The sequence below is a fragment of the Brucella pseudogrignonensis genome (assembly GCF_032190615.1).
GTDB lineage: Bacteria > Pseudomonadota > Alphaproteobacteria > Rhizobiales > Rhizobiaceae > Brucella > Brucella pseudogrignonensis_B.
In genome coordinates this window covers 366,690-392,977 of sequence record NZ_JAVLAT010000003.1, presented here as the reverse complement: position 1 = coordinate 392,977, position 26,288 = coordinate 366,690, and the positions used below count along the sequence as shown (strand labels likewise).

Genomic DNA, 26,288 nt, shown 5'->3' with positions numbered 1-26,288 from the left:
TTCGGGAGGATAAACTTAATGACCTATGACTATACTTCAATCGGCTTCTTTACCTTCGATTGTCTGGGACGCCCTGTCACAGAGATACCACCCGGCGGAAATACTTATTTCATAGACGAATTGACGATGGCCGTATCCGGCGCTGCCGGTGCTGCTGCCGTCGTCGCTGCTAAGTATGGAATGAAGGTTCTTGCCGTCGGCGGTGTCGGTGATGATCTGATGGGCGACTGGGTCATTCGCCGCATGGCGCACTTCGGCATCGATACGTCAATGATGCAGCTCTGCGAAGGTGTTGGCACATCGTCGTCTATTGTAACCACACGACCCGATGGACAGCGTCCAGCTTTGCATATGCGTGGTGCTACCGGAGCTTTCGTTATTAATGATGAAGATTATGACAAGGTTCTTGATGCAAAGGTTGTCCATATGGGCGGGACTGGCCTGATGGACAAAATGGATGGAGAACGCAGCTTCCGCTTGATGGCCGAAGCCAAGCGTCGCGGTCGCATTACAACCTTGGATGTTTTCGCCGCAGACAAAAAGGACATGGCAAATGTCGCTGGCCTCCTGCCCTACACAGATTATTTCATTCCTTCAATCGAGGAGGCGCAAGCACTCTCCGGTCTCACGACGAAGGAAGATATTGGATGCTACTTTAATGATCTCGGTGTCCAGTGCACTGTGATGACGATGGGGGAACATGGCGCATATTATCACCATGTCGACGGCACTCGGTTCCATATGCCAGCATTCAACATCGACGTTGTTTGCACCTGTGGCTGTGGTGATGCTTTCAACGCCGGGTTCGCGGCTGGGATTATCAAGGGACTCAACCCAGAAGAAATGACCCAGTTAGGCCAGGCATCTTCTGCTCTCAATGCATCTGGCCTCGGGAGCCAGGCAGGTATTGTAGATTTTGAGAGTACATTAGCGTTTCTAGAGAGAGCGCAAATTAAAAGACCTAACGCGGCATAGATTATATACGGCAGTCGCAAATGAATCCGCCTTATAACGAGCGAGCGAGATTGCGTGAGTGCTGTTGGTCCTCGTAAACTAATCGCCCTACCCGTATGGTATTGCTGACAGCGCACACGCTTGCCTGCCCGCGAAGAAAAGCTCTTGCCAACAGCGGGGGCGTTCGATTTTGTAGTGAACGGAGTGTATTTGTGGGCGGATCTTTTATTTTTGATTCGAAGTCCGAAACCTTCGTTCACTAAAAGCGAGCATGAACTGATGCGTTGTACGCGTTTTCGGGAGGATTTTGACGTAGAGTCAATAACATGGCCATCGGCATCATGTCAGACACGCAATACCTTTTCTAAAGATTTCCAGTCAAGAACATGAACTCGGCGGCAAGCGCCTAGAGCCAAACTCAAAGCTTTTAAACGCAACTGCCTATAAGTAACAGCCGATCCCATATGCCTTGAGGATATTAATCGACGGCGAACGGCTAAAATTTTTTATAACGTTAATTGATGCAATTTTTACTGATCCTCCGGAGCGAGCGAGGGTCGTGAGCTTAAGCGTGTAGGCAATTTATACGTCAACGCATCGACATCATATGCGCCAGCTCAAACAATCGTGCCGTCATATTGACTGGTATGGTAGTATGGTATATTTGCGGTCTTGAGGAGTACAAAAGCATGCATAGTCAGATCCTGCATACAAAGCACGTCAGTGTGGTCGATCAGCTGTACGCAACATTGCGGGCGGCCATCATTGACAATGCCTTGTCGCCGGGTATGCGGATTTCGGAAGCGGAAGTCGCTCAACAGTATGGCGTGAGCCGTCAACCTGTGCGCGAAGCTTTCATTACGCTCGCAAATGAAGGTTTGCTTGAGGTCCGTCCGCAGCGCGGAACGTTTATCGCGAAAATCTCACTTCAGGCGGTAATGGACGCCCGCTTCGTCCGAGAAGCTGTTGAAGCCGACATCGTTAAGCTCCTGGCCAACTCTCCTAGCGATGCACTTGTGAAAGAACTGCGCGCGCAACTTCTTCGTCAGGAAGATATAATCGGCGGATCTGCACGAGATTTTATGGATGCGGATGAAATATTCCATCGCACACTCGCTGAAGGCGCAGGCAAGGGCAAGGCCTGGCGCGTGGTGGTCGAGATGAAGGCACAGATGGATCGGGTGCGCTTTCTTTCAAGCATGCATTTTCCGGTTGCTCGGCTGATTGCCCAGCACCGTGAAGTAGTTGAGGCCATTGCGTTGGGAGATGCTTCCCGAGCTGAACTATTCATGCGGCAACACCTGCAGGGAATTCTAATCGATCTCCCAGTGATCGAACAGGAGCGGCCCGAATATTTTCTTTAGCGCTGCGCCAAAGCAGCAACGACGTCATTCCAGAGGAGGAAAGAATGAAGTTTCAGAATTTTAAGCATATAGCAGCAACCTGCGCGATGCTTGCATTGATGGGAGGCACATCGCTTGCGCAAGAGGTTACTCTCAAGCTCGGGCATCTCGCAAATGAAGAGAACATCTGGCACAAAGCTGCACTGAAATTCGCTGACGAGGTCAAATCTCGCACCGAAGGCCGCGTGGCGGTTGAAGTCTATCCGAATGAATCACTGGGTAAGGAAATCGACGTCATCAACGGTATGCAGCTTGGCACAGCTGACATGACGATCACCGGTGAAAGCTTGCAGAACTGGGCGCCAAAAGCCGCTTTGCTCGCATTACCATATGGATACAAGTCGCTTGAACATATGGATCAGGTTGCATCGGGTGATATTGGCAAGCAGATCGAAACCGAAATTATCGAAAAGGCGGGTATTCGTCCTCTGACCTATTTTGCGCGTGGACCGCGCAACCTTTCGGCTAATCGTGAAATCACGAAGCCGGAAGATTTGAAGGGTTTCAAGGTTCGCGTGCCAAATGTGCCGATTTTTGTAGCCGCATGGCAGTCACTTGGTGCAAACCCAACGCCTATGGCATTCTCGGAAGTGTTTACCTCGCTTCAGAACGGAACGATTGAAGGACAGGAAAACCCGCTCGCTTTGTTCAAGTCAGGTGGTTTTTATGAAGTTCAAAAAGTCATCAATAAGACTGAACACGTTAGGTCGTGGATTTATCTCACGATATCAGATCGCAGCTGGGGAAAATTGTCAGAAGCGGATCAGGCGGCATTGCTGGAAGCGGCTAAAGCGACACAGACTTATGAACGAGAATTGTTCGTAGCCGACGAAAAGGCACTCGTCACTGATTTGGAAGCGCGCGGTGTAAAATTCGTCGAGGTCGATCAGGCAGCATTCGCGGCTAAGGCAAAGGACGCAGTTCTGACATCAGTGCCACAGGAAATCCGCCCACTCGCCGAACAGGTCTTCAACGACTGAGATAAAGGTGCTGCCGGATGAAGTCCGGCAGCTAGCCTGTCGAGGACACCATGACAAAAACATTTAAAGGATTGGAAGGTGTGTGTCGCCTTCTGATACTCGCAACATTTCTTGTGCTTATGGGCTCAGTCCTATTGCAGGTTTATGCCCGCACATTTTTGAGCACGGCGCCAGTCTGGACGGAAGAGCTCACAAGGTTTTGCCTGCTGTACATCGGCGCACTGGGTTCAGGCCTAGCCCTACGTAGCGGCGATATGGTCAATGTTGATCTGTTATGTGAGAGCCTGCCGGGACGCATCCCATGGCTACTGCGATTGGTGAGTGCAACACTAACAGTGGTTTTTGCCGTCGTTCTGTTGCCGGCCGCATGGGACTACACCACCATTGGCAGCCGTCAAACCGCGCCTTCTCTTGGTTGGCGCATGGATTTCATCCACGCATCTCAACTTATCCTTTTCGTAGCGCTAACCATTTGGGCGCTCATGCGCATCATAGAGATGCTGACAGGCCGCCATGATGGGCGACCCATCACCAATTCGGAGGAAAATTGATGGGCCTGACCCTTCTTCTTGGCACATTTGTCTTTGGACTAGCCATCGGCTTGCCTGTAGCGGTGACGTTGGGCTTGTCTTCAATGGCGTATCTTCTTTTCGCGGATATCCCACTGGTTGTCATTCCTCAGAAAATGTATGCTGGAATGGACAGTTTTGTGCTGCTCTGCATTCCAGGATTCATTTTGGCGGGCAACCTGATGAACTCCGGCGGCATCACAGAGCGGATCATTCGCTTTGCCAATGCTCTGGTTGGTTGGATGCGCGGCGGTCTGGCACAAGCAAACATCGCAGCTTCTATGCTTTTTGGCGGCATTTCGGGAACTGCAGTCGCCGATGTGGCATCTGTTGGCGGCATGATGATCCCTGGGATGAAAAAAGTCGGATACCCAGCTGATTTCTCAGCCGCAGTTACGGCTGCTTCATCGACAGTTGGCCCGATGATCCCCCCAAGCGTTCCCATGATTATTGTCGGCTCCCTCTCTGGCCTCTCTGTTGGAAAGCTGTTTCTGGCTGGTGCAATGCCAGGACTGCTAATGGGCTTCGCGATGATGGTAACAACCTACTTCATCGCAAAGAAAAAGAATTTCCCACGTGAAAACTGGAAGGGTGTCCGTGAGTTGTTCACGTCGTTCACCGGAGCGATCTGGGCAATAGCAATGACAGCACTGATCGTCGGCGGTTTACTGATCGGCATTACAACCCCGACAGAAACTGCCGTGGTAGCCTGTCTTTACGCTGCCCTCGTCGGCCTATTTATCTATCGGGAATTACCAGTAAGTCGCATTCCCAAGATCATCATCGACAGTGCCATTAGTTCTGCCGGAATTTTGGTATTGGTTGGTACCGCAAATGTATTCGGTTGGATCCTAGTCGCGGAGCGCATTCCACAGGCTCTCGCCGATGCAGTTCTGTCAGTTACGGACAACAAGTTTCTCGTCATCTTGCTGATCAATCTTCTGCTTTTGTTTGTCGGCATGTTCATGGAAACGATTGCCGCGTTGATTATTCTGTTCGTGCCTTTGCAGGCTCTCGCTATTGCCGTCGGTATAGATCCCATACACTTCGCGTGTTTTGCTGTCCTGAATCTGATGATCGGTCTAACGACACCTCCTGTCGGCGTTTGCCTTTTCGTGGCGTCAAATATCGCACGACTTCCTCTATCACCGGTGATCAGAGCGATTATTCCTTACATCATCACCAATATTATCGTTCTTCTGATGGTCAGCTATTTCCCACCTTTGGCGACTTGGTTGCCCAACACTTTGATGCCTTGAGGTTATGATGCCAGAACAATCGCTAACACGTGTCGTTTGCCTTCATGCTCAGGATGACTTGCGCATTGAGAACAGGCCTCTCGAAAGACCGGGGCCAGGTCAGGTTATGGTCGCAATACAAGCTGGCGGAATTTGTGGATCCGATCTGCATTACTGGCTGGAAGGCGGTATCGGAACCATCCGTGTTCGCGAACCGATAATTCTGGGGCATGAAGCATCCGGGCGCATCGAAGCGCTTGGAGAAGGAGTGACAGGCCTGACGCGCGACCAGCTCGTGGCCCTGAACCCGTCGCAGCCTTGTGGTACGTGCAGTTTCTGCCAGCACGGACTTCCACGCCACTGCATTGCGATGCGGTTTAAGGGTTCTGCAATGTACCTTCCACATCAGCAAGGGATGTTTCGCGACAGGATCGTAATTGAGGCGGATCAATGCTTTGCCGTGCCTGATGACATCGATCCCGGTGCAGCGGCCTGTTCAGAACCGCTGGCTGTCTGTCTACATGCAGCCAATCGGGGCGAGGCAATTGCCGGCAGCTTGTCAGGCAAAGTCGTGCTGGTGACAGGAGCGGGCCCGATTGGTGCGCTTTGTGTTGCGGTGGCAAAAAAACGGGGTGCTTCCGAAATTATCGTCACAGATATTCAGGACGCGACACTGGCGATTGCTGCAAAAATGGGCGCTGACCACACAGTCAACATTGCAGCCAATCCAACCGGACTTGACCGCTGGAAAGAGGATAAGGGCAAGGTTGATCTCGTCTTTGAGTGTTCCGCCGCAGCCCCAGCAATCAACGATGCAATTTCGTGTTTGCGACCGCTCGGCACGATGGTGCAAGTGGGCGTTGCTGGGCCAACAACCATGCCATTGAATGTCATGGTTGGTAAGGAAATTCAGTTTGTCGGTTCGCAGCGCTTCGATACCGAATTCGCTGACGCCGTGCAGCTTATCGGATCGCACGAAATCGACCCACGCCCGATTATCACGGCTACATTGCCTGTAACGGAAGCGCTTGCCGCATTTCATGCGGCTACCGACCGTTCCCAATCGGTCAAGGTTCAAATTACTTTTGCCGCTGCATCCGCACGGCACTGAAAACAGAGAGACGATAATATGAGACAGACCTGGCGCTGGTTCGGTCCCAAAGATCTGGTATCCATAGACGATATGTTGCAGGCAGGCGTGGAAGGTGTGGTAACAGCCCTTCACCATGTTGCGACCGGTGCCGTTTGGTCACCTGCCGAAATTGAAAAACGAAAAGCCGACCTTTCTCAAATGAAAAACGGGGATCCCTCTGGTCTGCGATGGGAAGTCGTTGAAAGTCTTCCGGTCTCCGAGGATATCAAACGCCAGACCGGAGAATGGAAAACTCATATAGCAAACTGGAAGACTTCCATGCGTAACCTGCGTGATGCAGGTATCGAGGTCATTTGCTATAATTTCATGCCAATTCTTGACTGGACGCGTACCGATCTGGCTTACCGATTACCAAACGGTGCCACCTGTATGCGCTATGACGCGATCGATTTTGCGGCCTTTGATTTGTTTCTTCTGCAACGCCAAGGTGCAGAGGACGACTATAGTCTCGAAATTCGCGAAGCCGCACGCAAGCGTTTTACAGAGATGTCCGACTCACGGCGTCTCGAGCTTTCAGGCAATGTCGTGTTCGGCTTGCCCGGTGCTGCCGAACGCATGTCGATGGACGATGTAAAGCTTCATCTTGCACATTACGACAGTATCTCGCCTGAACATTTGCGCGGGCATCTGATCGATTTTCTGGCTGAAGTCAGCCCGCTGGCAGAAGAACTCGGTGTGCGCCTATGCTGCCATCCGGATGATCCACCGTTCCCACTGCTTGGCCTGCCGCGTATCATGTCTACCGAAGCCGATTATAAGACTGTGATGGATGCCGTAAATATTCCAGCCAATGGCATTACCGTTTGCACCGGATCACTGGGCACACGCGCGGACAATGATCTGCCTGGTATGATGAAACGTCTGGGTGATCGGGTCCATTTTCTTCATCTGCGCAACGTCACACTTGAGGAATCTCATCTCGGCGGGTCGTTCCATGAGGCGGCTCACCTGGACGGTCATACCGATATGGTCGCAATGGTTGCGGCCATTCTTGCCGAAGAAAACCGCCGGAAGGCTCAAAACCGTAAAGACTGGCAAATCCCCATGCGGCCAGATCATGGTCAGGATATTCTGGATGATCTCAACAGAAGAGCACAGCCGGGTTACCCATCTATTGGTCGGTTGAAAGGGCTGGCGGAATTACGCGGTATTATGACCGCACTGTCGCATACAAATGTCAAGGTTGTTGAATGACGAGACTTTCGGCACAGGCAAATGAAGGCGCTTCAGCCCGCTGGCCGGCATATAGGCCGGAGAACCACGGCGCTGGGATTGTTCATTTGGGACTTGGCAATTTTGCGCGCGCCCATCTCCTCGATTATACCGATAGGGTGTTGGCACAAAAAGGTGGCGACTGGCGCGTTATTGGCGTTTCACTGCGAGGAACTGCCGCCGCCGAGAGCTTGAACCCGCAACAAGGGCATTACACGCTGATCACGCGCAGCGCGTCCACAGAGGCGCGGGTGATTGGCGCGCTTGAACGGGTATTGGCCGGGCCTGATGTAAGTTCCGATGCAATGGAAGCCATGGCATCAGCCGTCTGCCGCATCGTCAGTCTGACGGTCACAGAAAAAGGCTACGGCATATCGAGCAATGGTCAACTGGATCACAATCACCCTGCAATCGTTTTCGATCTCGTAAATCCTCAGACGCCTATGGGCGTGATCGGATTGATTGTCTTGGCACTCAACCGACGAATGGAAAAAGGCTTACCACCCTTTACAGTGCTAAGTTGTGACAATCTATCTCACAATGGTCAGAAATTTCGAAATGCAGTCCTTGCATTCGCGAAAGAAGTCCATGGAGAAGAACTGTTCAGCTGGATAGCAAACAATGCGAGCTTTCCATCTTCAATGGTGGATCGGATTACGCCGGCCTCAAGTTCAGCAACGGTGAAACTTGCAGCCGAGCTTACGGGACGCGAAGACTACGCTGCAGTCGAAACAGAACCATTCTCCCAATGGGTGATTGAAGATCAGTTTTGTGCCGGAAGACCAGAATGGGAATGTGCCGGTGTCCTATTTGTCGAAGATGTTACTGCGTATGAAAATATGAAGCTTCGGATGCTGAATGGTGCGCATTCAATGCTTGCGTATAGTGGGCTCTTGTCGGGTAAAGCATTGGTACGGGACGTCATGTCCGACCCTGATCATGCCCTCATCGTGAAGCGTCATCTTGCAGCCGCTGCTGCAACCGTCAAGGGCCTGTCAATTGACCTCGACAGCTATTCCTCTGCGCTGGCTGAGCGGTTTTCCAACCCGGCTATCGCGCACTCAACAACGCAAATTGCCATGGACGGTACGCAAAAGCTACCTCAACGCATAACAGCTCCGGCTTTAGAAACAATTGCAGCGGGCGGATCAATACGTCCTTTTGCATTTTCGCTGGCCGCCTGGCTTGCCTATCTTGTTCAGAAAGACAGTGATGGTAATTCACAAACGTTGAATGACCCGCGCGCAACTGAGCTTCAGCGAGCTTTAAGGAATACGGCTACTTCCGACGAAGTAATTCGAGCCGTTGCAACTGTTTGCCCTGATGTTCTCCCTGAGCAGCTAACGGAAGGAATTTTCGGCACCATGCTTCGGGAAATAGTCAATGAAATTCAAACTGAAGGCATGGCTGCTTTTATCAAGCGGGAGGCACAAAGGGGCTCAGGTCAGGGAGACTAGAGCACAATCCAATCGGCGCATGGCCATTAATAGAATTATGCATGAAGATCTAATTTTGAGCTTTCATATGATAGGTAACCTGCTGATATGGTATTTTTATACCGGCTTCGTCAAAGGAGGTTTTCACGGATTTGGTGGTGTTGCGAACCACATCCCAATAATTGTTGCTGTCAACCCAATAGCGATAGCACAATATAATTGCACTATCGCCGAGCTCATCGACGAAAAATGCCGGTTTAGGATCCGCCAGAACGCCCACTTGTGACGAAACAATGTTCTCAATTATTTTGAAAGCGTCATCGATGCTGTCATCGTATCCTATGCGAACCTTGAAGTCGTGCATCCGCGCTTTAAGGCGACTGTAATTGGTAACAGAGGTGTTCCAAAGAGTAGAATTTGGAGCCATAATGTATATGCCATCGTAAGATATAAGCTCGGTCGTAAACAGGCCTATCTCTTCGACAGTACCCATCACGCTGCCTGCACTTATAAACTCACCCACTCGAAACGGCCGAAGAACCAGAAGCATAATGCCAGCTGCAATATTCTGAAGCGTTCCTTGCAAAGCGAGGCCGATCGCGAGACCAATAGCTCCCAGTGCCGCAAGTATCGAGGCGGTCTGGACGCCAAACTGGCCCAAAACCATCACAAGAACAATAGCAAGTATTGCGTACCGGATCACGCCACCAAAAAATTTGGAGATTGTTTTATCAAGCCCACGGATGTTTGATAGTGACGTGACTGCCCAGCGTTGAAGTGTTCCAGCTAAAATCCACCCTGCGCAAAGGATAAAAATTGCACCGAGTGTCGATAGAGAATAGCGCAAAAGCAGATCTGATATCTGGAACAAAAATTGATTGGTGTTTTCAAAGATTTCGGTCGCTTTTTGTTCCATTATTCCTGTCTCAGTTGTTAGCATTTTAAATTTAATGTGCCGATGATCACATATCGGCTGAATGTTCTGGGGCGCTGTGGACTAATTGCGTTTCTAGTGTGTGAACTAATGCCAGGTAACGTTCAAACTGTACCAGTACGTCCGAGATCAATTGGTCCTTCGTCATGCCCATGACGTCATAGCCACGCCCCCCGCTTGAAAAATACGTTCTTGCTTCAAAACGAAATTCCGGTTTCCCAACGGCCATAGTCGAGAAGGCTGGAATTTGGTGTGAGGCCGGCATTATTCCGTAAATGAAGTCACGAACCCCCTCGGCGGTGGAGCGCAGCGCTATCGAACCGTTGTCTTCCGACACCACGACCGTGTCGCGTCCACGATTGTTGAGTTCTGACGCGACTTCGGAAAGTGCCTTCATCGCCGGACCTTCGATAAACGTTAGCACTTCACGTTCGGAAGGCGCATGCAGCATTAACCCCAATCTGCGCTGCCAGGTCAGACCTGCTGCTGGTTGTGCCGTTGGCGCATTTGGAATTCCCGCATGTGCTACTTGCTGGGCAAGATCGGCTCGCATGCCTTTAAAAAGCGACCATACAAGAACAAGAATGACGATCGAAAATGGAAGTGCACTTGCGATGGTCACCGATTGAAGGGCTCCTAATCCGCCTGCAACAAGCAGGCTGGCAGCCACGATACCTTCAAGAGCGCACCAGAAAACCCGTTGAGATGTCGTCGTTTCTGTCTCACCACCCGCAGCGATAGAATCCACAACCAATGATCCAGAGTCTGAAGATGTAATGAAGAAAATCGCCACCAGGAGCACGGCAAGCGTTGAGGTCAATGTGGTCCAGGGAAGGTATTCAAAGAAATGGAACAGACCAACTGACACGTCAGCAGCTATCTCGGCCCCCAACTTTCCGTTGGCGATAGTTGTGTCAATCAAGATCGCAGAGTTTCCAAAAACCGTCATCCAAAAGAAAGTGAAACCGGCTGGAATAAACAAAACGGCTGTAACAAATTCACGTACGGTGCGACCTCTCGAAATACGAGCGATGAACATGCCGACAAAAGGGGACCAGGAAATCCACCAAGCCCAATAGAAAAGTGTCCAGTCATCAATCCATGGTGTGGGCTGGTAGGCATATATATTGAACGTTCTCAGTACTAAGGAATCCAGATAAAGACCGATATTCTGAACAAAATCGCGAAAGAGCTGTGCTGTTGGTCCCACAACGAGGACAAACAGCATAAGCAAAATTGCGATCAGAAGGTTCACTTCTGATAAAATGCGAACGCCTTTATCAAGTCCTGTAACAACAGATATGGTAGCAAGGCCGGTAATGACCAATATTAGCGGAAGCTGTACCTCTAAACCGATGGGAACTCCCGCCAGATAATTTAGCCCGGCATTAATTTGTGAGACGCCAAGTCCGAGAGAAGTGGCAATTCCGAACATTGTTCCGACAATCGCAAAAATATCAACAGCGTGACCAACAGGGCCGTTAATCCGCTCTTTCAAAAGAGGATAAAGGCCTGATCGGATCGTTAAAGGCAGATTGTAGCGATAGCCAAAATATGCGAGTGACAAACCAACAACGGCATAGATCGCCCAAGCGTGAATCCCCCAATGAAAAAACGTCACAGCCATTGCTTGTCGTGTCGCTTCAATCGAGCGCGGTTCAGCCGTTGGCGGGGCCATGAAATGGGACATTGGCTCGCCAACAGCATAATACATCAATCCGATGCCCATACCGGCAGCAAAAAGCATTGCGATCCACGACATAAAGCTAAAGTCTGGAGTGGAGTCATCAGGTCCTAATTTAAGGCGACCATATCGCCCCAAGCTAAGCAGCAAAACGCTGGCTAGAAAAATTCCTACGACCAAAAGGTAGAACCAACCAAAATTCGAAAGAATACTTGTTTGCAAAGCGGCAAAAATTTCAGCGGCTTGATCAGGCGCGATTACACCGACCGCCAAAAATAATCCTATGATAATGATCGAACCAAAAAAAACAGGCGGATTGATAATAAATTTGGCTGGCATTTTCTCTCACAATTTAATCGTATAAGCATTAAATTGGACATTTAGGGCTTAACAAAAATTTTTCAATATTGGTAATAGTTTATATAAATATAATTTATTATAATTTTTCTTTATTTATTTGATGAAGTTAATTGTGTTGCAGATTAATTAATTAAAGGCCCGATATTTTTAATATCGAGCCTTTACTTATGTATTTATTGGAACTTAACTGCCCACCAGGTGTCACCTAATGTGGACAATGCAGGATCCCCCTTATCCACCAGCCGCCGCAGAGAAGCCTCTCAGAAATAGTGAGATACTTGGCACATATGTGATCGCCATGAGCGCAACAATTATAACTGCGACAGGGAATATCAGTGGCCGGAACATCGCTTGGACAGGAAGTCTCGCCACTGTTGCTGCAGCGAAAAGATTGACGCCAAGAGGCGGAGTTATCATCCCCATCGCTAGATTCACAATCATGACAATACCGAAATGAACGGGATCTATTCCGTACGCGATAGCAACAGGTGCAAGAATTGGTGCAAGCACGAGAATTGCCGCGGATGTTTCGACGAACATACCTACAACGAACAAAAGAAGATTAACGAAAATAAAAAAGGTTATCCAGCTGTCAAAACTACCCTCAGCCCAACCGCCGATTAAGCGCGGCAGACCTGAAAGGCTGATAAGGAAGGAAAAAAGACCAGCAGCTGCGATTATTAGCATGACAGCACCAGTCGAAATCACCGAGCTTCGGAGTATTGCCGGTAAATCGGAGATATTTAATTCTCTGTAGGCAAACAGCCCTACACACAGCGCATAAACGGCTGATACTGCGGCTGCTTCTGTTGGTGTAAAAACTCCACCATAGATACCGCCAATGATGATGACTGGAAGCATCAAAGCCCAAAAGGCGTTTAATGTAACCTTTAAAAATGGTTCACGATTAGCGCCATCCTCCTTGCCGTAGCCTTTTACGCGGCACCAAATCTGGACCATGATGAGTAGAGATACAGCGATGAGGATTCCGGGCCCAATGCCCGCAATAAAGAGTTCTGTTACGGAGGTTTCGGTTGCAACAGCGTAAAGGATCATGGGAATGGAAGGAGGAATAATTACCCCAAGCTCTGCAGAGGCCGCCTGAATTGTTGCAGCGACAGGCTTTGGATAATTGTGCTTTACCATTGCGGGAATAAGTATCGCACCGACGGCAAAAGTCGTGGCGACAGATGACCCCGAGATCGCAGCGAAGATCATGCAAGTTATAACACAAGAGCTCGCAAGACCGCCCTGTATGCCCCCAACCATTCCTTTTGCAAAATCGACCAATCGGCGCGATACGCCGCCATATGTCATAATATTGCCAGCAAGAATGAAAAATGGAATTGCTAAAAGCGGAAAGCTATCGAGCGAATTAAACATCTTCTGAGGAACAATCAGCAACGGAAGATTGCTGAAAAGCGAAATGCCGAATATCGCGGCGAGTGCTATTGAAACAGCGACCGGAACCGAAAGCGTAAAGAAGACGACAAGAGCGGTTACAAGAGCGATGTTCATTCGGTTGCTCCTCGTTCGATTTCACGCGGATTAAAATGCGCAAGAAGCACGCCAGGAATAGCAAGAATTGCACCGACAGGTATCGCAGCATAGAACCACGACATAGATATATGCAGCATTGCAATACGCTGACCGGAAACGCGAATTGCCATCATTGTTCCGTACCACGCAAGAACGCCAAGGAATACGAGAACAAGGATAGTCACTACCGCCATGACGATACGCTTTACTGAAGGCGGAACAACACTACGAATGAATTCAAGCGGAATCATCGCGCCATAACGAAAACCGGCACCGATAACCATGAATACCATCCAGATGACAACGCCGCGAGCAACGACCTCCGTCCATACCGCTGCCCTGCCAAACCCGAAACGCGTGACCACTTGAATAAAGATTAGGGTCGTTGCAACAGCAAGTAAAACTGCTGCAACGTTATGCGTGAGTGCAATAAGTCTCTCGCTCGCAGATGATGCCCAAGAGCGCATCCGTTATCCTCCCATGAATGATAATTAAATAAGCATACGTTCCCGGCATGGATTAGGGCCGCTATAGCATCAACTTGAAATCGAAGCGCTCGTCTGCAAGCGCAACGCTATAGCTTTCGGGAATCAGAACATCATTTAGGTGTTCGGTTATTTCTGCGCATCACGGATTTTCTTGAGAGTTTCATCGCCATAACGTGAAACAAAATCATCATAAGCCGGCTGAACGACCTCCACGAAGGCATCGCGGTCGAAGTCCTGTGTCACTTCAATTCCATTGTCTTGAAGCGTCTTGATGCCTATTTCTTCATTCTTGGAAACATAGTCGCGATTGGCTTTTATGCCTGCCTTTGCAGCTTCACGTACCCAGTTTTTTTCTTCATCGCTGAGACTGTCCCACGTCACCTTAGACATGAGTAGCAATGCCGGTGAATATACATGACCAGTCAATGTCACGTATTTCTGAACATCCCAAATTCTGTTGGCAATGAAGATCGACATCGGATTTTCCTGACCATCAATCGTGCCCTGCTGTAGAGCGGTAATGACTTCATTCCAGCTCATCGGAGTGGGCGCAGCACCCGCAGCATTGAACGCCGCAATATGGATGTCGTTTTCCATCGTGCGGATCTTCATACCTTTGATGTCTTCAGGTGTCTTTATTGGACGCTTGGAATTGGTGATGTGTCGAAAGCCATTCTCGCCCCAACCAAGCGCTACGATCCCTTGGGGTTCAAACTTATCGAGTATTTGTTGCCCAACGGGCCCGTCTAAGATATCGCGCGCATTATCGTAATTTTTAAACAGGAACGGCAGATCCAAAACATAGGTGTCGGAAACAAACCCGCCAACAGGTCCTGTCGAGCTGATTGCCATATCAATGGAGCCGATTTGCATGCCTTCTAGCACTTCACGTTCTCCGCCGAGAACGCCATTGCTTTTAAGGTTTACAGTAATGTCACCCTTTGAAAGCTCTTCCAGTTTTGACTTAAATGCATTCGCTCCTACACCGTAATGGGATTCTTCCGGTGGGGTGATGGCAATGTTTAACTCACGCGCTTGAGCCACACCCGCCACGATGACAAAACCACCCAGCAAAAGGGCCCGAGATATTTTATTGAAGTAAGTCATAAGGTTCTCCTCCTCGTTTATAAAACGGTTAATCCATCCCATATAGCCTGTCTCCTCCGCAGACCTTTACATCGTATATCGGATACGATATTAAGTATACGATATGAACTTATTGCGCAAGTTGCAACTCGATGCGTAAACATGACAAAAAACACCGGAGTGTTTTCAATGATTCAGCCAGACACTATCCGCGCATCAATCGCACAACGTCACTCTATCGGCGATGACGTTTATGAAGCTCTCGTTTCTGATTTGATAGCATTGCGTATTCCACCGGGTGAGCGAATGTCGGTCGATGCGCTGGCACGCGAATTCAACGTCTCACAAACCCCAGTACGCGCTGCTTTGATTAGATTAGAGTCCGAGGGACTCGTGGTTAAAAAATTCAACTCAGGTTACAGCGCGGCTCCCATGCCTAGCAGTTTTCGCTTTCGCGATGTCTACGCTATGCGCCTCATCATTGAACCGGAAGCCACCTTCTTGGCGACAAATCGCATAGATAAAGAAACATGTTCAGAACTACGTATTCTATGCAAAGAGATGACCGCGTTTGTGGCAGAAGATGCGCAGGCGAATTACGGGCGCTTTGCTATTCTCGACGGTCAATTTCATGCCTTGATTGCAAAGACATGTGGCAATGAAGTTATCGCTGAGACCTTGGATCGCCTCTATTCTCATATGCACCTTTTCCGCCTGCGCTATCATTCCACGGTTGCCGAAGAGGCGATAAAAGAACACCTCGCAATCCTCAAAGCAATTGATGAGCGCGATGCTTTAGGGGCAAGGCAGGCCATGGCGGCTCATATATCTGCTTCGCGTTCAAGAATGGAACCATTTTATCAGCGACTTGATTAGGTCTAAACTACTTTGCATTTCTCGAAATTGTTTTCTAAATCCGAGAAATGCAGTAAGCACTCTGAAAATATTGAGTCGCAGTAGCGTTTAGTCTTTGAGAGACTTATTAGAAACCTCGTCAAATAGTTTTGGTGTTTCTGACAAGAAATCATTTCCGAGACCCGCATCCACCAAGGTCTGCAAGGCAGTCGTTACACCCTGCGCGATGTTTCGTTCCGCCGAAACGTCGCCAGTCATTTCTAAGTAGTAACTTATATCCTTGTGTGCGTTTGACACGAAAAATTTCATTTTCGAATTATCGCCATTGAGTATAAATGGGCTAACGCGATCAAATGCAGCGCCGTATCCACCACCCTTCGAAAGAACTTCGGTGAAAACCTCCGCTGATATACCACCTCGTTTTGCGCATGCTGCAGCCTCACCCAACAGCGTAACCATTCCAAGAGAAACATAATTGTGCAGCAGCTTAAGTTTGTGACCTGAGCTCACTTCGCCTGCGTGGAAAAGATTTTCAGCAAATGTTTCAAGCAGCGGTTTAACTGAAGTAAATACCGTATCTTCCGCACCAACCAGCAGATTAAGCCTTCCCAGCGCTGCTTCCAACGGCGTCCTGGTCATCGGTGCATCAACAAACTTCCCACCAGCCGCTTTTGTTAAATCCGCAATACGTTTCGTCGAAGAAGGAATTGCAGTTGAACAGTCAACTATAATCGTTCCCTTCTTTAATGACCCGAGAATGCCGTTATCACCCAGAAGAATGTCTTCTACCTGCGGAGTACCACTCACACAGAGGATAATCACATCGCTGGCTGCAGCAAGACTATGCTTGTCTGAGAATTTTTTCGCGCCCAGCTTCTCAAGGTCTTCGGAAGGCTGATTGCCGGGATGGTCCAAAAAGCCCATCGTCCAGCCTTTACTAACAACATTGAGTGCTATGCCGTGCCCCATCAGGCCAACGCCGATGATCCCAACGCTTGCATTTTTCATCATGATCTCCTCATACCAAGGCATGGCAAATTGCATCTGCCATTTCTGTACATTTTGCTTTGCCGCCGAGATCGGTCGGAACGTTCTCACCCGCAGCAAGTACGCGCGATACTGCACTCTCAATGCGATCAGCTGCTTCTGTCAGAGTTGAATCAGCCTTTGTGTCTCCCAACCAACGCAGCATCATGACTGCTGAAAGAACCGTTGCGACCGGACTTGCAATATTTTGACCCGCAATATCTGGAGCAGACCCGTGCGCGCCCTGGAAAAGAGCATATTTGTCGCCGATTTCCGCGGAAGGTGAAATTCCCATCCCGCCCACTGTTGCAGCACCTAGATCAGAAATAATGTCACCAAACATATTCTCGGCGACGATGACGTCATAGAAATCAGGGCGTTTTACCATGTGAACCGTAATCGCATCAGCATATGCATAGTCGATCTCGACATCGGAGTAAGCCGCATGAACATCATCGCAAACCCTGCGGAAAAATGCATAACTACGCAAGATGTTGGCCTTGTCGCATATGGTGACGCGCGCCTTACCATCACGCGGAGCGCCCTTGCGCTTACGCGCAAGTTCAAAGGCAAATTTGGCAACACGTTCGGTCCCCTTACGGGTGATGACCAGGCTATCAGACGCGATCTCATCGCGTAAAACCACACCCGCACCGCGGCTTGCGTAAAGCCCTTCAGTGTTTTCACGAATTATAACGTAATCGATACCCCCACCATCGAAAGCACGAAGCGGAGACAACACCCCTGGCAGCAATTTGACAGGACGAACATTTGCGTAAAGATCCAATTGGAAACGAAGTCTTAAGTGCAAATCATTTCCGACCTCGGTCCCATCAGGATAAACAACACCTGGCAAACCTGCTGCACCATGCAAAATAGCGTCGGCAGAAAGACACCCCTGATAGGTATCATCGGGTAAGACATGACCTGTCCTTAAATAATGGTTTGACCCACCGTCAAGCATCTGAAAGTCAAGTAAACTCCCTCCACATGCTGCTTTCAAAACCTTGATCGTTGCGTGTGTGATTTCCGGTCCAATACCATCGCCTGCAATCGTCGCAATTTTATAATTTTTCATTCTTGTATTCCTGCTATTGGCTAATCTACCAGTTGGTCGCAATATATTTGGCTTCCATGAACTCAAGCATACCGTGATGCGCACCTTCGCGACCCAGACCACTCTGCTTGACGCCACCAAAAGGAGCGGCCGGATCTGAGACGAGACCACGATTAAGGGCCAGCATTCCTGCTTCTATTTTTTCCGAAACACGTAAGCCTCTGCCGAGATCGCGAGTATACACATATGCGACAAGTCCATATTCAGTGTCGTTGGCTCGCTTGATTGCCTCTTCTTCGGTATCGAAAACATAAATTGGTGCAACTGGTCCGAATATCTCTTCTGATGCGAGATCTGCATGTGCCGGCACATCAGCTAAAACAGTCGGCTGGTAATAATAACCGGCACCGTCGAGCGCTTTTCCACCACACGCTATACGAGCACCTTTAGAAACCGCATCTTCAACCAGTTCGGCCACTTTCTTTACCGCGGCAGCATTTACAAGCGGCCCGCAATCGGTGTCCTCGTTGGCGCCCGGTCCGACTTTCAGTGCGGCCATTCGCTCTGTAAGACGCTGCGTAAATGTCTCAACGACACCGCGTTGAACATAAATACGGTTTGCCGCCGTACAAGCTTCACCGCCATTTCGCATCTTCGCGATCATCACACCATCAATTGCAGCATCCATATCAGCATCATCAAAGACGATAAAAGGAGCATTGCCACCCAGTTCCATCGAGCAATGAAGGACCTGATCAGCCGCCTTGCGCAACAAAATGCGGCCCACCTCAGTTGACCCAGTAAACGAGAGCTTGCGAACGCGCGAGTCGTCCAGCATTGCGTTAACAATTTCACTTGTGGTGGAAGACGTTATTACATTGACTACGCCTGCCGGCACTCCCGCCTCAGCAAGTATTGCTGCCACCGCGTAAGCTGTCAGTGGTGTTTCTGTTGCTGGTTTGAGAACACATGTGCATCCAGCAGCCAGCGCCGGTGCAATCTTCCGCGTCGCCATTGCAGCCGGAAAGTTCCATGGTGTAATCAGAAGCGAAACGCCAATAGGCTGATATTTGACAATAATGCGATTTGCACCTGAAGGGGCGATACCCAAATCGCCATTGCCCCGAACAGCCTCTTCCGCGAACCAGCGGAAAAACTCTGCCGCATAGGCGACTTCGCCACGCGCATCTTTCAATGCTTTACCGTTTTCAAGAGAAATTAGGCGTGAAAGCGCCTCACTGTCCCGGATCATCAGCTGATAGCAATTGCGTAAAATTTCTGATCTCTGACGAGCTGGCGTCGAAGCCCATTGCGCAGCTGCATCAGCAGCCGCATCAACAGCCGCAATAGCATCTTGCACCGAAGCATCAGCTACTGACGACAAGACCGTTCCATCCGATGGGTTGAGGACATCAATGCGCTTGTTGCGACTGCCTGTCTTACACTCACCACCAATCATCAGATCCGTGGGCCAGTTCTTTTCATGTGCCATAGATTCATTCCCTGAATTGATTTTTACTCACGCGCTCTTCATTGCGTCGATCAGAATTGTTTTGACCGCGCTTGGAGAAAGCGGGCGCGGGTTATTCTCAACCAAGCGAGCGGCATTCATGGAAAGCTCGGCTATTTGATCAAGATGCTCATTTTTGATACCTATCGCATCGATAGTCGCTGGCATTCCTATCTTAGCGAAGAGAGCGGACAACGCTTCAATACAGGCATGAGCAGCGGTCTCATCGCTTTGATCTTTCCCGGCCACCCCCATAACGCAGGCAATCTCAGCATATCGCGCAGCTACTACGGACGCGTTGAAACGCATCGTATAAGGAAGCAGAACCCCTACCCCCAGACCGTGGGCGGTATGCGTTTCCGCACCAATCGGGTATTGGATTGCGTGAGCAGCGGCGGTCCCCGCGCTGCCAAAGGCAAGGCCCGCATAGGTGGAACCCAGCATGACTGCTGAACGTGCTTCCAAATCTTCGCCGTTGTTTACAGCTGTTGCCAACTGTGAATAAATCAGGCGTATGGCTTCGAGTGCGTAAAAATCCGACAAGATGTTTTTGCCAACAAATACGCGTGTCGCAGCCAGATCGGCTGAAGGTTCTCGACTGATTGCTGCATAGGCTTCAATCGCATGCGCGAGCGCATCTGCACCCGAAATTGCCGTCAGTCCATTAGGGCAGGTAACAGTCAGCTCAGGGTCGCAAATAGCCGTATGAGGTATCAAGTGAGGACTTGATATGCCAACTTTCATAACCCGCTGTGGATCTGCGAGTACCGCAACCGGGGTGACCTCTGATCCCGTTCCCGCAGTCGTAGGCAACGCAATCACCGGACATACAGGTCCCGGCACTTTAAACTCACCATAATAGTCAGATAGCGAGCCGGGATGAGACAAAAGCAAGCTGACCAGTTTGGCGAGATCCAGACAACTCCCCCCTCCGATTCCAATCACCATATCAGGCTGAAAATCTCTGTAACGATCCGCGCAGGTCGTCACACCTTCCAGCGGCAATTCTGGTTCCGTTCCCGTAAATACAGAGACCTCTATGCCGTGTTTTTTCAGGTCATTGATAATCTCATTGAGGAGTGGCAGTTCACCAATTCTCGCATCAGTACATAAGAGCGCACGTTTTCCCAAATCTGAAGCTAGACGCCCCAGGGCCCGGCGCTGACCAGCACCGAAGACGAGACGCTGTGGCGCACGTGTAACACCATATTCAAACAGCATAAAATCAGTCTCCTTACTTCGTCGTGAGGCTGGAACCTACAAGGCTTTGAATGCGTTCCCATAGGTCCGGGGCGATCTTCAGGCCATGTTTCTCAGCATTTGATCTTGCTTCCATCGAGCGATCACCGGGAATGCGAACCGGCTGCTCTGGGTCTGATGGGCTGGATATGCGTAACGCTTCCAAGTAACCGGATATTAAGTCAGACACTCCTGCTGCGGGCTCCATTACGATAAAGACGTCGCCCTTATTACATGGCTGAATCGAATCCAGTGTTCCGCGAACCGAGGTTCCGATTGCGGAGGCGGTCAATGCTGCCACAAGCACCTCAAATGCAAGTCCGAGCCCATAGCCCTTCGCACCACCGAACGGGGCAATGGCGCCATGTTTGGCTTTTCCAGCATCTGTGGTTGGCAAACCATCCGCATCAAGCGCCCAACCCTCCGGAATCGAAACGCCACGGTTGGCATGGTCATGTATCTTCCCCATTGAAACGAGGCTGGTTGCCATATCGAATACAAAAGGCTGAGGATGTGCCGGAACGCCAATCGCTATGGGATTGGTTCCAAGCATCGCTTTACGACCGCCCCAAGGATGAACGAGCGCTTCACTTATAGTCACTGCCAGCAGAATTTTTCCCTGCTGGGCCACTTTTTCTGCATACCAAGCCAGCATACCAAGATGATCGCAATTTTTAATAGCAACTGTGCAAGTTCCCGTCGTGGTCACACGCTCTAAAGCCGCATCTAATCCAGACAGCGCGACAACCGGCCCCAAACCCTGTTGACCATCTATTTGTAGAAAACTCTCCCCGCGCCAGCTATGTGAACCCGTAACTGCCGGATTGGTCACACGATTGATAACACGCTCAATGACGCGCGGTAGACGCAACAGACCATGAGAAGCGACGCCGCGCATCTCAGCATCAAGGAGAAGAGAGAACTGGATCTCTGCATTCCTTTTTGGAACACCGGCACGCTCAAGCGCGGCGAGACCGCTCTGCTCTACTTCTGCGACAGATAACATAGTCGTTCTCCTCCGAATTACCGTGCTCACCCCTCCTCGGGCAACCAACTGAAACTGAAACGGTAAATCATATCGGATACGATAATATAATTCTGTTGACGTCAAGTGTGATTTCAAAACTAAAGTCACAAATATCGAAAAACTTGCCGGTCCGATATGCGATCCAATCGCTCAATAATACGAGTTAAAGTTACGAAATTTATCTAATTTATTGTTTTAGTTTATCTTTGAGAATTGTCATCTGAGGTCTATCTAGTTCATCTCAACAAAACCGTAATACCTAAATCCTTTAAAAATTCAGAAACCAGTCGCCAATTCAAACCTGCTTGTGGGACAAGCTTGCACTCGGAGGCCAAAGATTTTGAAATAAACGCAAACTTGTGAGCTATAAAACTGTCGAAAGTACTATTTACAGCCAAAATACGATACGATATGATTATCCTGGATGGCGCATTTATTGCGGCTGATCGATGTTGGGCTCAAGGGAGGCGAAAATAACTGATAAATTCGACATATCGCGTCCGGCCGATTCAGGGCGCCCGACATTGGAACGTGAACCATCTCGACACCCAATAGGGGAAGACATCTACAATGCGCTCTTTGCAGATCTCATAGCCCTTCGCATCCCGCCAGGTGAGCGGTTATCTGTTGATGCTCTTGCTCGTCATTTCGGCGTCTCACAAACGCCCATTCGGGCCGCTTTAATCCGGCTGGAGACGGGCGGCCTGGTCACTCAGAAATTCAATTCCGGCTTTACCGTTGCACAGCTTCCAGACGGTAAACACTTCCGTGATGTTTATCAGACCCGTGACCTACTCGAACCGGAGATGGCAGCACTTGCCGCAATAAAAGCGACAACTGCCGACTTTGAAGCGATTGAGGACCTTTGCAACGAAATGTCCCGCCTTTCTGAAGTCATTAGCGAAGAGAATTTCGGGCACTTTGCAAAATGCGATCATGCGTTTCACACAAGCATTACTAAAATAGCCGGAAACCAGGTGATAACCGAGGCACTTGATCGCCTCTATATCCATGTCAATCTTTTTAGAATTCGCTATCACAAAACGATCACCACACAGGCCGTCGCCGAGCATCGCGCGATTTTAGAAGCCCTACGTGCAAAAGATGCCGTACTAGCGCGAGATTCAATGCGCGCACACATCTACAATTCGCGTCAAAGAGTAGAGCCTTTCTTTGACCAAATATAATACGCCATGAGCGTTGGTGTCGTTTGCATCAGCGTCGACACAGGAGGAAAAAATGACACTTGACCATATACTTTGGTTTGATTCCACAAAGATTTTTATTAACGGACAGTGGGTATCGCCCGCAAATGATGAGTGTATTGCTGTCGAGAACCCTTCGACAGGGGAGATAATCGGGAGAATCGGTCGAGGTACCCCCTTGGATGTCGATGCCGCAGTGGATGCCGCAAGCAATGCAATGGACGGCGTATGGGGGAAAATGACTGCAACGGAGCGCGGTCGTATTCTTATGAAGATGTCAGAGCTGGTCCTGCAACGTGCAGACGAGCTTGCGATGATGGAGGCGCTTGATGTCGGCAAGCCATTGAACCAATCGCGCAACGATTCTATGGCTCTCGCACGTTACCTTGAGTTTTATGCCGGTGCTGCAGACAAATTGATGGGCACGACGATTCCTTATCAGGATGGCTTTACTGTCTACACCCTCCGTGAGCCTCATGGCGTCTGCGGAATCATCATCCCGTGGAACTATCCGATGCAGATCCTTGGCCGTGGTGTTGGTGCCGCCCTTGCTGCAGGCAACACATGCGTCGTTAAACCAGCCGAAGATGCATCCCTCTCTTCGCTGGCCTTCGCGGCCATCGCACACGAAGCCGGTTTACCAGCTGGTGTACTGAATATAGTCACCGGCTTTGGTGCTGACGTTGGCGCTGCACTTTCCGGCCACAAGGATATACAGCACATATCTTTTACCGGCTCGGTTGGAACAGGCATAGCCATCCAAACAGCCGCTGCGAAAAATGTCGTTCCCGTCACGCTGGAACTGGGCGGGAAATCACCTCACATTGTTTTTGATGATGTCGATTTGGAGAAAGCCATGCCAGTTCTAGTGGGAGCTTGTATGCAGAATGCTGGTCAAACCTGCTCAGCGGCTTCTCGAGTGCTAGTTCAACGCGGCATCTATGATGAAGTTAAGCGTCGTATGATCGACATTTATCAGGGCCTTGTTGTAGGCCCCGCGGTAGACTCACATAATCTTGGCCCCGTGGTGTCCAAAAAACAAAAGCAGATCGTTTCTAGTTTTATCGAGCGCGGTAAAGCAGAGCTAATGTGTGCTGCTGAAGGAAAACTGCATAAAGATGCTCCATCAGAAGGCAATTATATCTTACCTACCCTATTCTCAGAAGTTTCCCCGGACCATTCGTTAGCCCAGCAGGAAATTTTCGGACCCGTTCAGGTTCTCATTCCATTCGATACAGAAGAAGAAGCGCTAGTAATTGCCAATGGTACAGAATTCGGTCTGGTGTCAGGCGTATGGACACGGGATGGTGGTCGGCAGCTGCGTCTGGCTCGCAAACTTCACTCGGGTCAAGTCTTTATCAATAATTATGGCGCTGGCGGCGGTATAGAGCTACCTTTTGGCGGCGTCGGAAAATCTGGACATGGTCGTGAAAAGGGTTTCGAAGCCTTATATGGTTTTACTCATGTAAAGACCGTGACAATTTCTCATGGTTAGCAACATGCGGAATTGATGTTCATGAACTATCTTATTTGCCAACGATAGAGCGGGGAAGGTATACCCCGCCTTTTCTGGCACTAATTAAAATAACAATATACAATCTTAAAAGCGTTGAAAAATATGTTAATTAAAAGCTTTGGGATTTTTTGTTAACAATAAGCTCCGCCATACGCGCATTATCACAATTCTTTCCCCTTTCCTGACCCTCAGCGCATTTTCTAAGCATGATCTGTCTATGTTCATCATTGTCGGTATAATGCTCAACGGGAACTGGCCTACCAGAGAGATAGGCATTCAGACCAATCATTATTCCCAATGCCGCGATCGGGTATTTGAGATTCATGATTTTCTTTTCTTTAAATCGAGATCATTTCTTCTGCGTTTTGAATTCTTACCTTCTTCGGACGTTAAACGATACGAACGCCATGCTGCCGCGCGTCCCAACAGATGCGCGCCGATTGGTGCTGTAAGGAGCAAGAACACAATCGCCAATAAAGATCTTGTCGCTGCACTGACGGTTCCAATGTGAATTGCAGCCGCAATAAGTGCTAAGCTAGCAGCAAATGTTCCCACTTTGGAAGCCGCATGCATTCGTGAAAGTACGTCAGGAAATCTACATATACCCACAGGGTATTGCCAAGTTGTTTGATGTAGGCCGCACGAAGCCGTTGAGCTTTTGCTCATGCGGTCATTTCAGCAGTGTAGCCATGCCATAATCCAAATGCATCGGTACATGCATGACGATAGGAACGAGCTGTGAGTTTATGGCGACGCGGGCGGAAAATCAGGTTAATCTGATCGTGAACGGCAAGGAACCTTTGCGTATGTCGCGCTGACTTGAACCGCCCAAATATCTTCTCCCGCTTTCGCGTTGACCTATGCGAGACTTCGATGGCGTTATTCAGGCCTTTATGGGCCCGGTGATCCGCATCTGGTGAAAGGTTTTGTATTGGCTTGATGTAACTGCGCAGCTTGTCCGTCACAACGACGCGTGGTTGACCGAATTGCTTCACCAGTCTGGAGAAAAAGCGCTTGGCAGCCTTGGTGTTACGGCGCGTTTGAACCAGAATATCAAGAACATCGCCGTCTGCATCAATTGCCCGCCAAAGCCAGAACTTCTTTCCGCCGATCGTGATGACGACCTCATCGATGTGCCACTTGTCGTTTGGCTTTGGTCGGTCCCTGCGGATACAGTCGGCAAAATGGCGACCAAAGCGATTAATCCAGAGGCGAACGGTTTCCCGGCTGACACGCACGCCACGCTCAGCAAGAAGATCTTCCACGTCGGCCGTACTCAATGCAAATCGGTGATAGGTCCAGACTGCGTAGGCAATAATTTCACGCGGAAAACGAAACCCCTTCAATCGGGGAAAGGAGCTGAGTAATTTCATGCCAGTTCGATACCGGAAACGCCAGGCTCAAACAACTTGGCAATACCCTCGAGAGGGATAACAGACGCACACGCTAAGAGACCTTCTGCTTTGTCCCTCATCTACGAGTGGCGTTGCAGATAAACTCAGTAATGCTTTTTCTTCTAAGTCTCAGTCAGCACAGGCGAAAAGCTGGCAGGGTTGCGCCCTGAACTCTGACTGACATAGTGGAGCACAATTTTTGAAAAATAAAATCAAAGGGCCCGCCTTTTATTTTCCGCCCATTGAGGCAACATACTGTCGGCCCATCAATGAGCCGAAAGACCTGATCCGCACGCGGCCCGAACTGAACCACAGGGAACTAGTCGCATGGTTGAAGTCTGAACACGGGTTGGGCCACGGACATGCCAATGCTCTTGTTGCAGATACGCTTCGCAATTAGCATTGCCAAATTGGTTTCGTGAT

The 26,288-nt window shown here is 49.6% G+C and carries 25 protein-coding genes; 12 read left to right on the top strand and 13 right to left on the bottom strand.

The window, feature by feature from the left end; all coding sequences use genetic code 11:
• Window positions 1-18 precede the first annotated feature (18 nt).
• From RI570_RS19645 to RI570_RS19610, 8 genes are all read left to right on the top strand, one after another.
• Window positions 19-975 (top strand): sugar kinase, encoded by a 957-nt coding sequence (locus tag RI570_RS19645; RefSeq protein WP_313830490.1) that lies wholly within the window; start codon window positions 19-21, stop codon window positions 973-975.
• Between the two features lie 668 nt (window positions 976-1,643).
• A complete protein-coding gene (locus RI570_RS19640) occupies window positions 1,644-2,318 on the top strand; it encodes a GntR family transcriptional regulator (RefSeq protein ID WP_313830489.1) in 675 nt (224 codons plus the stop codon).
• Window positions 2,319-2,362: 44 nt separating this feature from the next.
• Window positions 2,363-3,337: a TRAP transporter substrate-binding protein gene (locus RI570_RS19635; protein ID WP_313830488.1), complete on the top strand. Its 975-nt coding sequence runs from the start codon at window positions 2,363-2,365 to the stop codon at window positions 3,335-3,337.
• Between the two features lie 50 nt (window positions 3,338-3,387).
• Window positions 3,388-3,888: a TRAP transporter small permease gene (locus RI570_RS19630; RefSeq protein WP_313830486.1), complete on the top strand. Its 501-nt coding sequence runs from the start codon at window positions 3,388-3,390 to the stop codon at window positions 3,886-3,888.
• Complete coding sequence (locus tag RI570_RS19625) at window positions 3,888-5,165, top strand: TRAP transporter large permease (protein ID WP_313830484.1); 1,278 nt, start codon at window positions 3,888-3,890, stop codon at window positions 5,163-5,165. The genes RI570_RS19630 and RI570_RS19625 overlap by 1 nt, the downstream gene beginning before the upstream one ends.
• 7 nt (window positions 5,166-5,172) lie before the next feature.
• Window positions 5,173-6,255 carry an L-idonate 5-dehydrogenase gene (locus tag RI570_RS19620; RefSeq protein ID WP_313830482.1) on the top strand — a complete coding sequence of 361 codons (1,083 nt, stop codon included), beginning with the start codon at window positions 5,173-5,175 and terminating at the stop codon, window positions 6,253-6,255.
• A gap of 18 nt (window positions 6,256-6,273) precedes the next feature.
• Entirely contained in the window at window positions 6,274-7,491 is a 1,218-nt protein-coding gene (gene uxuA, locus RI570_RS19615) for a mannonate dehydratase (RefSeq protein WP_313830480.1), read from the top strand.
• Window positions 7,488-8,966 (top strand): mannitol dehydrogenase family protein, encoded by a 1,479-nt coding sequence (locus RI570_RS19610; RefSeq protein WP_313830478.1) that lies wholly within the window; start codon window positions 7,488-7,490, stop codon window positions 8,964-8,966. The genes uxuA and RI570_RS19610 overlap by 4 nt, the downstream gene beginning before the upstream one ends.
• Before the next feature lie 49 nt (window positions 8,967-9,015).
• Here the strand turns inward: RI570_RS19610 and RI570_RS19605 are convergent, their stop codons facing one another.
• From RI570_RS19605 to RI570_RS19585, 5 genes are all read right to left on the bottom strand, one after another.
• A complete protein-coding gene (locus RI570_RS19605) occupies window positions 9,016-9,861 on the bottom strand; it encodes a mechanosensitive ion channel domain-containing protein (protein ID WP_313830476.1) in 846 nt (281 codons plus the stop codon).
• A 46-nt stretch (window positions 9,862-9,907) separates the two neighbouring features.
• Window positions 9,908-11,902 carry a BCCT family transporter gene (locus RI570_RS19600; protein WP_313830474.1) on the bottom strand — a complete coding sequence of 665 codons (1,995 nt, stop codon included), beginning with the start codon at window positions 11,900-11,902 and terminating at the stop codon, window positions 9,908-9,910.
• Window positions 11,903-12,154: 252 nt separating this feature from the next.
• A complete protein-coding gene (locus RI570_RS19595) occupies window positions 12,155-13,441 on the bottom strand; it encodes a TRAP transporter large permease (RefSeq protein WP_313830472.1) in 1,287 nt (428 codons plus the stop codon).
• On the bottom strand, window positions 13,438-13,929 hold the full coding sequence (locus tag RI570_RS19590; RefSeq protein WP_313830470.1) for a TRAP transporter small permease: 492 nt from the start codon (window positions 13,927-13,929) through the stop codon (window positions 13,438-13,440). The genes RI570_RS19595 and RI570_RS19590 overlap by 4 nt, the downstream gene beginning before the upstream one ends.
• A gap of 147 nt (window positions 13,930-14,076) precedes the next feature.
• Window positions 14,077-15,099 (bottom strand): TRAP transporter substrate-binding protein, encoded by a 1,023-nt coding sequence (locus tag RI570_RS19585; protein WP_313830468.1) that lies wholly within the window; start codon window positions 15,097-15,099, stop codon window positions 14,077-14,079.
• A 99-nt stretch (window positions 15,100-15,198) separates the two neighbouring features.
• Here RI570_RS19585 and RI570_RS19580 point away from each other — a divergent pair, with 99 nt between their 5' ends.
• Window positions 15,199-15,912, top strand: coding sequence for a GntR family transcriptional regulator (locus RI570_RS19580; protein WP_313830466.1), 714 nt, complete (start codon window positions 15,199-15,201; stop codon window positions 15,910-15,912).
• An 87-nt stretch (window positions 15,913-15,999) separates the two neighbouring features.
• On the opposite strand, the gene RI570_RS19575 is transcribed toward RI570_RS19580, so the two are convergent.
• The 5 genes from RI570_RS19575 to RI570_RS19555 are packed head-to-tail and all read right to left on the bottom strand — an operon-like array spanning window position 16,000 to window position 21,729.
• Entirely contained in the window at window positions 16,000-16,923 is a 924-nt protein-coding gene (locus RI570_RS19575; protein ID WP_313830680.1) for an NAD(P)-dependent oxidoreductase, read from the bottom strand.
• Window positions 16,910-17,995, bottom strand: a complete 1,086-nt coding sequence (locus tag RI570_RS19570) for an isocitrate/isopropylmalate dehydrogenase family protein (protein ID WP_313830464.1) — start codon at window positions 17,993-17,995, stop codon at window positions 16,910-16,912. Before RI570_RS19570 ends, RI570_RS19575 begins: the two co-directional genes overlap by 14 nt.
• Before the next feature lie 25 nt (window positions 17,996-18,020).
• Window positions 18,021-19,466 (bottom strand): NAD-dependent succinate-semialdehyde dehydrogenase, encoded by a 1,446-nt coding sequence (locus RI570_RS19565; RefSeq protein WP_409558710.1) that lies wholly within the window; start codon window positions 19,464-19,466, stop codon window positions 18,021-18,023.
• 27 nt (window positions 19,467-19,493) lie between these two features.
• Window positions 19,494-20,705, bottom strand: a complete 1,212-nt coding sequence (locus RI570_RS19560; protein ID WP_313830463.1) for an iron-containing alcohol dehydrogenase — start codon at window positions 20,703-20,705, stop codon at window positions 19,494-19,496.
• A 13-nt stretch (window positions 20,706-20,718) separates the two neighbouring features.
• Entirely contained in the window at window positions 20,719-21,729 is a 1,011-nt protein-coding gene (locus RI570_RS19555) for an Ldh family oxidoreductase (protein ID WP_313830461.1), read from the bottom strand.
• Window positions 21,730-22,274: 545 nt separating this feature from the next.
• Here RI570_RS19555 and RI570_RS19550 point away from each other — a divergent pair.
• Window positions 22,275-22,937: a GntR family transcriptional regulator gene (locus RI570_RS19550; RefSeq protein WP_313830459.1), complete on the top strand. Its 663-nt coding sequence runs from the start codon at window positions 22,275-22,277 to the stop codon at window positions 22,935-22,937.
• A 52-nt stretch (window positions 22,938-22,989) separates the two neighbouring features.
• Window positions 22,990-24,450, top strand: coding sequence for an aldehyde dehydrogenase family protein (locus RI570_RS19545; protein WP_313830457.1), 1,461 nt, complete (start codon window positions 22,990-22,992; stop codon window positions 24,448-24,450).
• 130 nt (window positions 24,451-24,580) lie between these two features.
• On the opposite strand, the gene RI570_RS19540 is transcribed toward RI570_RS19545, so the two are convergent.
• The 3 genes from RI570_RS19540 to RI570_RS19530 are packed head-to-tail and all read right to left on the bottom strand — an operon-like array spanning window position 24,581 to window position 25,844.
• Window positions 24,581-24,796, bottom strand: coding sequence for a hypothetical protein (locus tag RI570_RS19540; protein WP_313830455.1), 216 nt, complete (start codon window positions 24,794-24,796; stop codon window positions 24,581-24,583).
• Window positions 24,793-25,137: a monovalent cation/H(+) antiporter subunit G gene (mnhG, locus tag RI570_RS19535; RefSeq protein WP_313830454.1), complete on the bottom strand. Its 345-nt coding sequence runs from the start codon at window positions 25,135-25,137 to the stop codon at window positions 24,793-24,795. Before mnhG ends, RI570_RS19540 begins: the two co-directional genes overlap by 4 nt.
• Window positions 25,134-25,844: an IS6 family transposase gene (locus RI570_RS19530; RefSeq protein WP_313830453.1), complete on the bottom strand. Its 711-nt coding sequence runs from the start codon at window positions 25,842-25,844 to the stop codon at window positions 25,134-25,136. Before RI570_RS19530 ends, mnhG begins: the two co-directional genes overlap by 4 nt.
• 220 nt (window positions 25,845-26,064) lie before the next feature.
• Between RI570_RS19530 and RI570_RS19525 the strand changes: the two genes are divergently transcribed.
• Entirely contained in the window at window positions 26,065-26,265 is a 201-nt protein-coding gene (locus tag RI570_RS19525) for a DUF4287 domain-containing protein (RefSeq protein WP_313830452.1), read from the top strand.
• The last annotated feature ends 23 nt before the right edge of the window (window positions 26,266-26,288 follow it).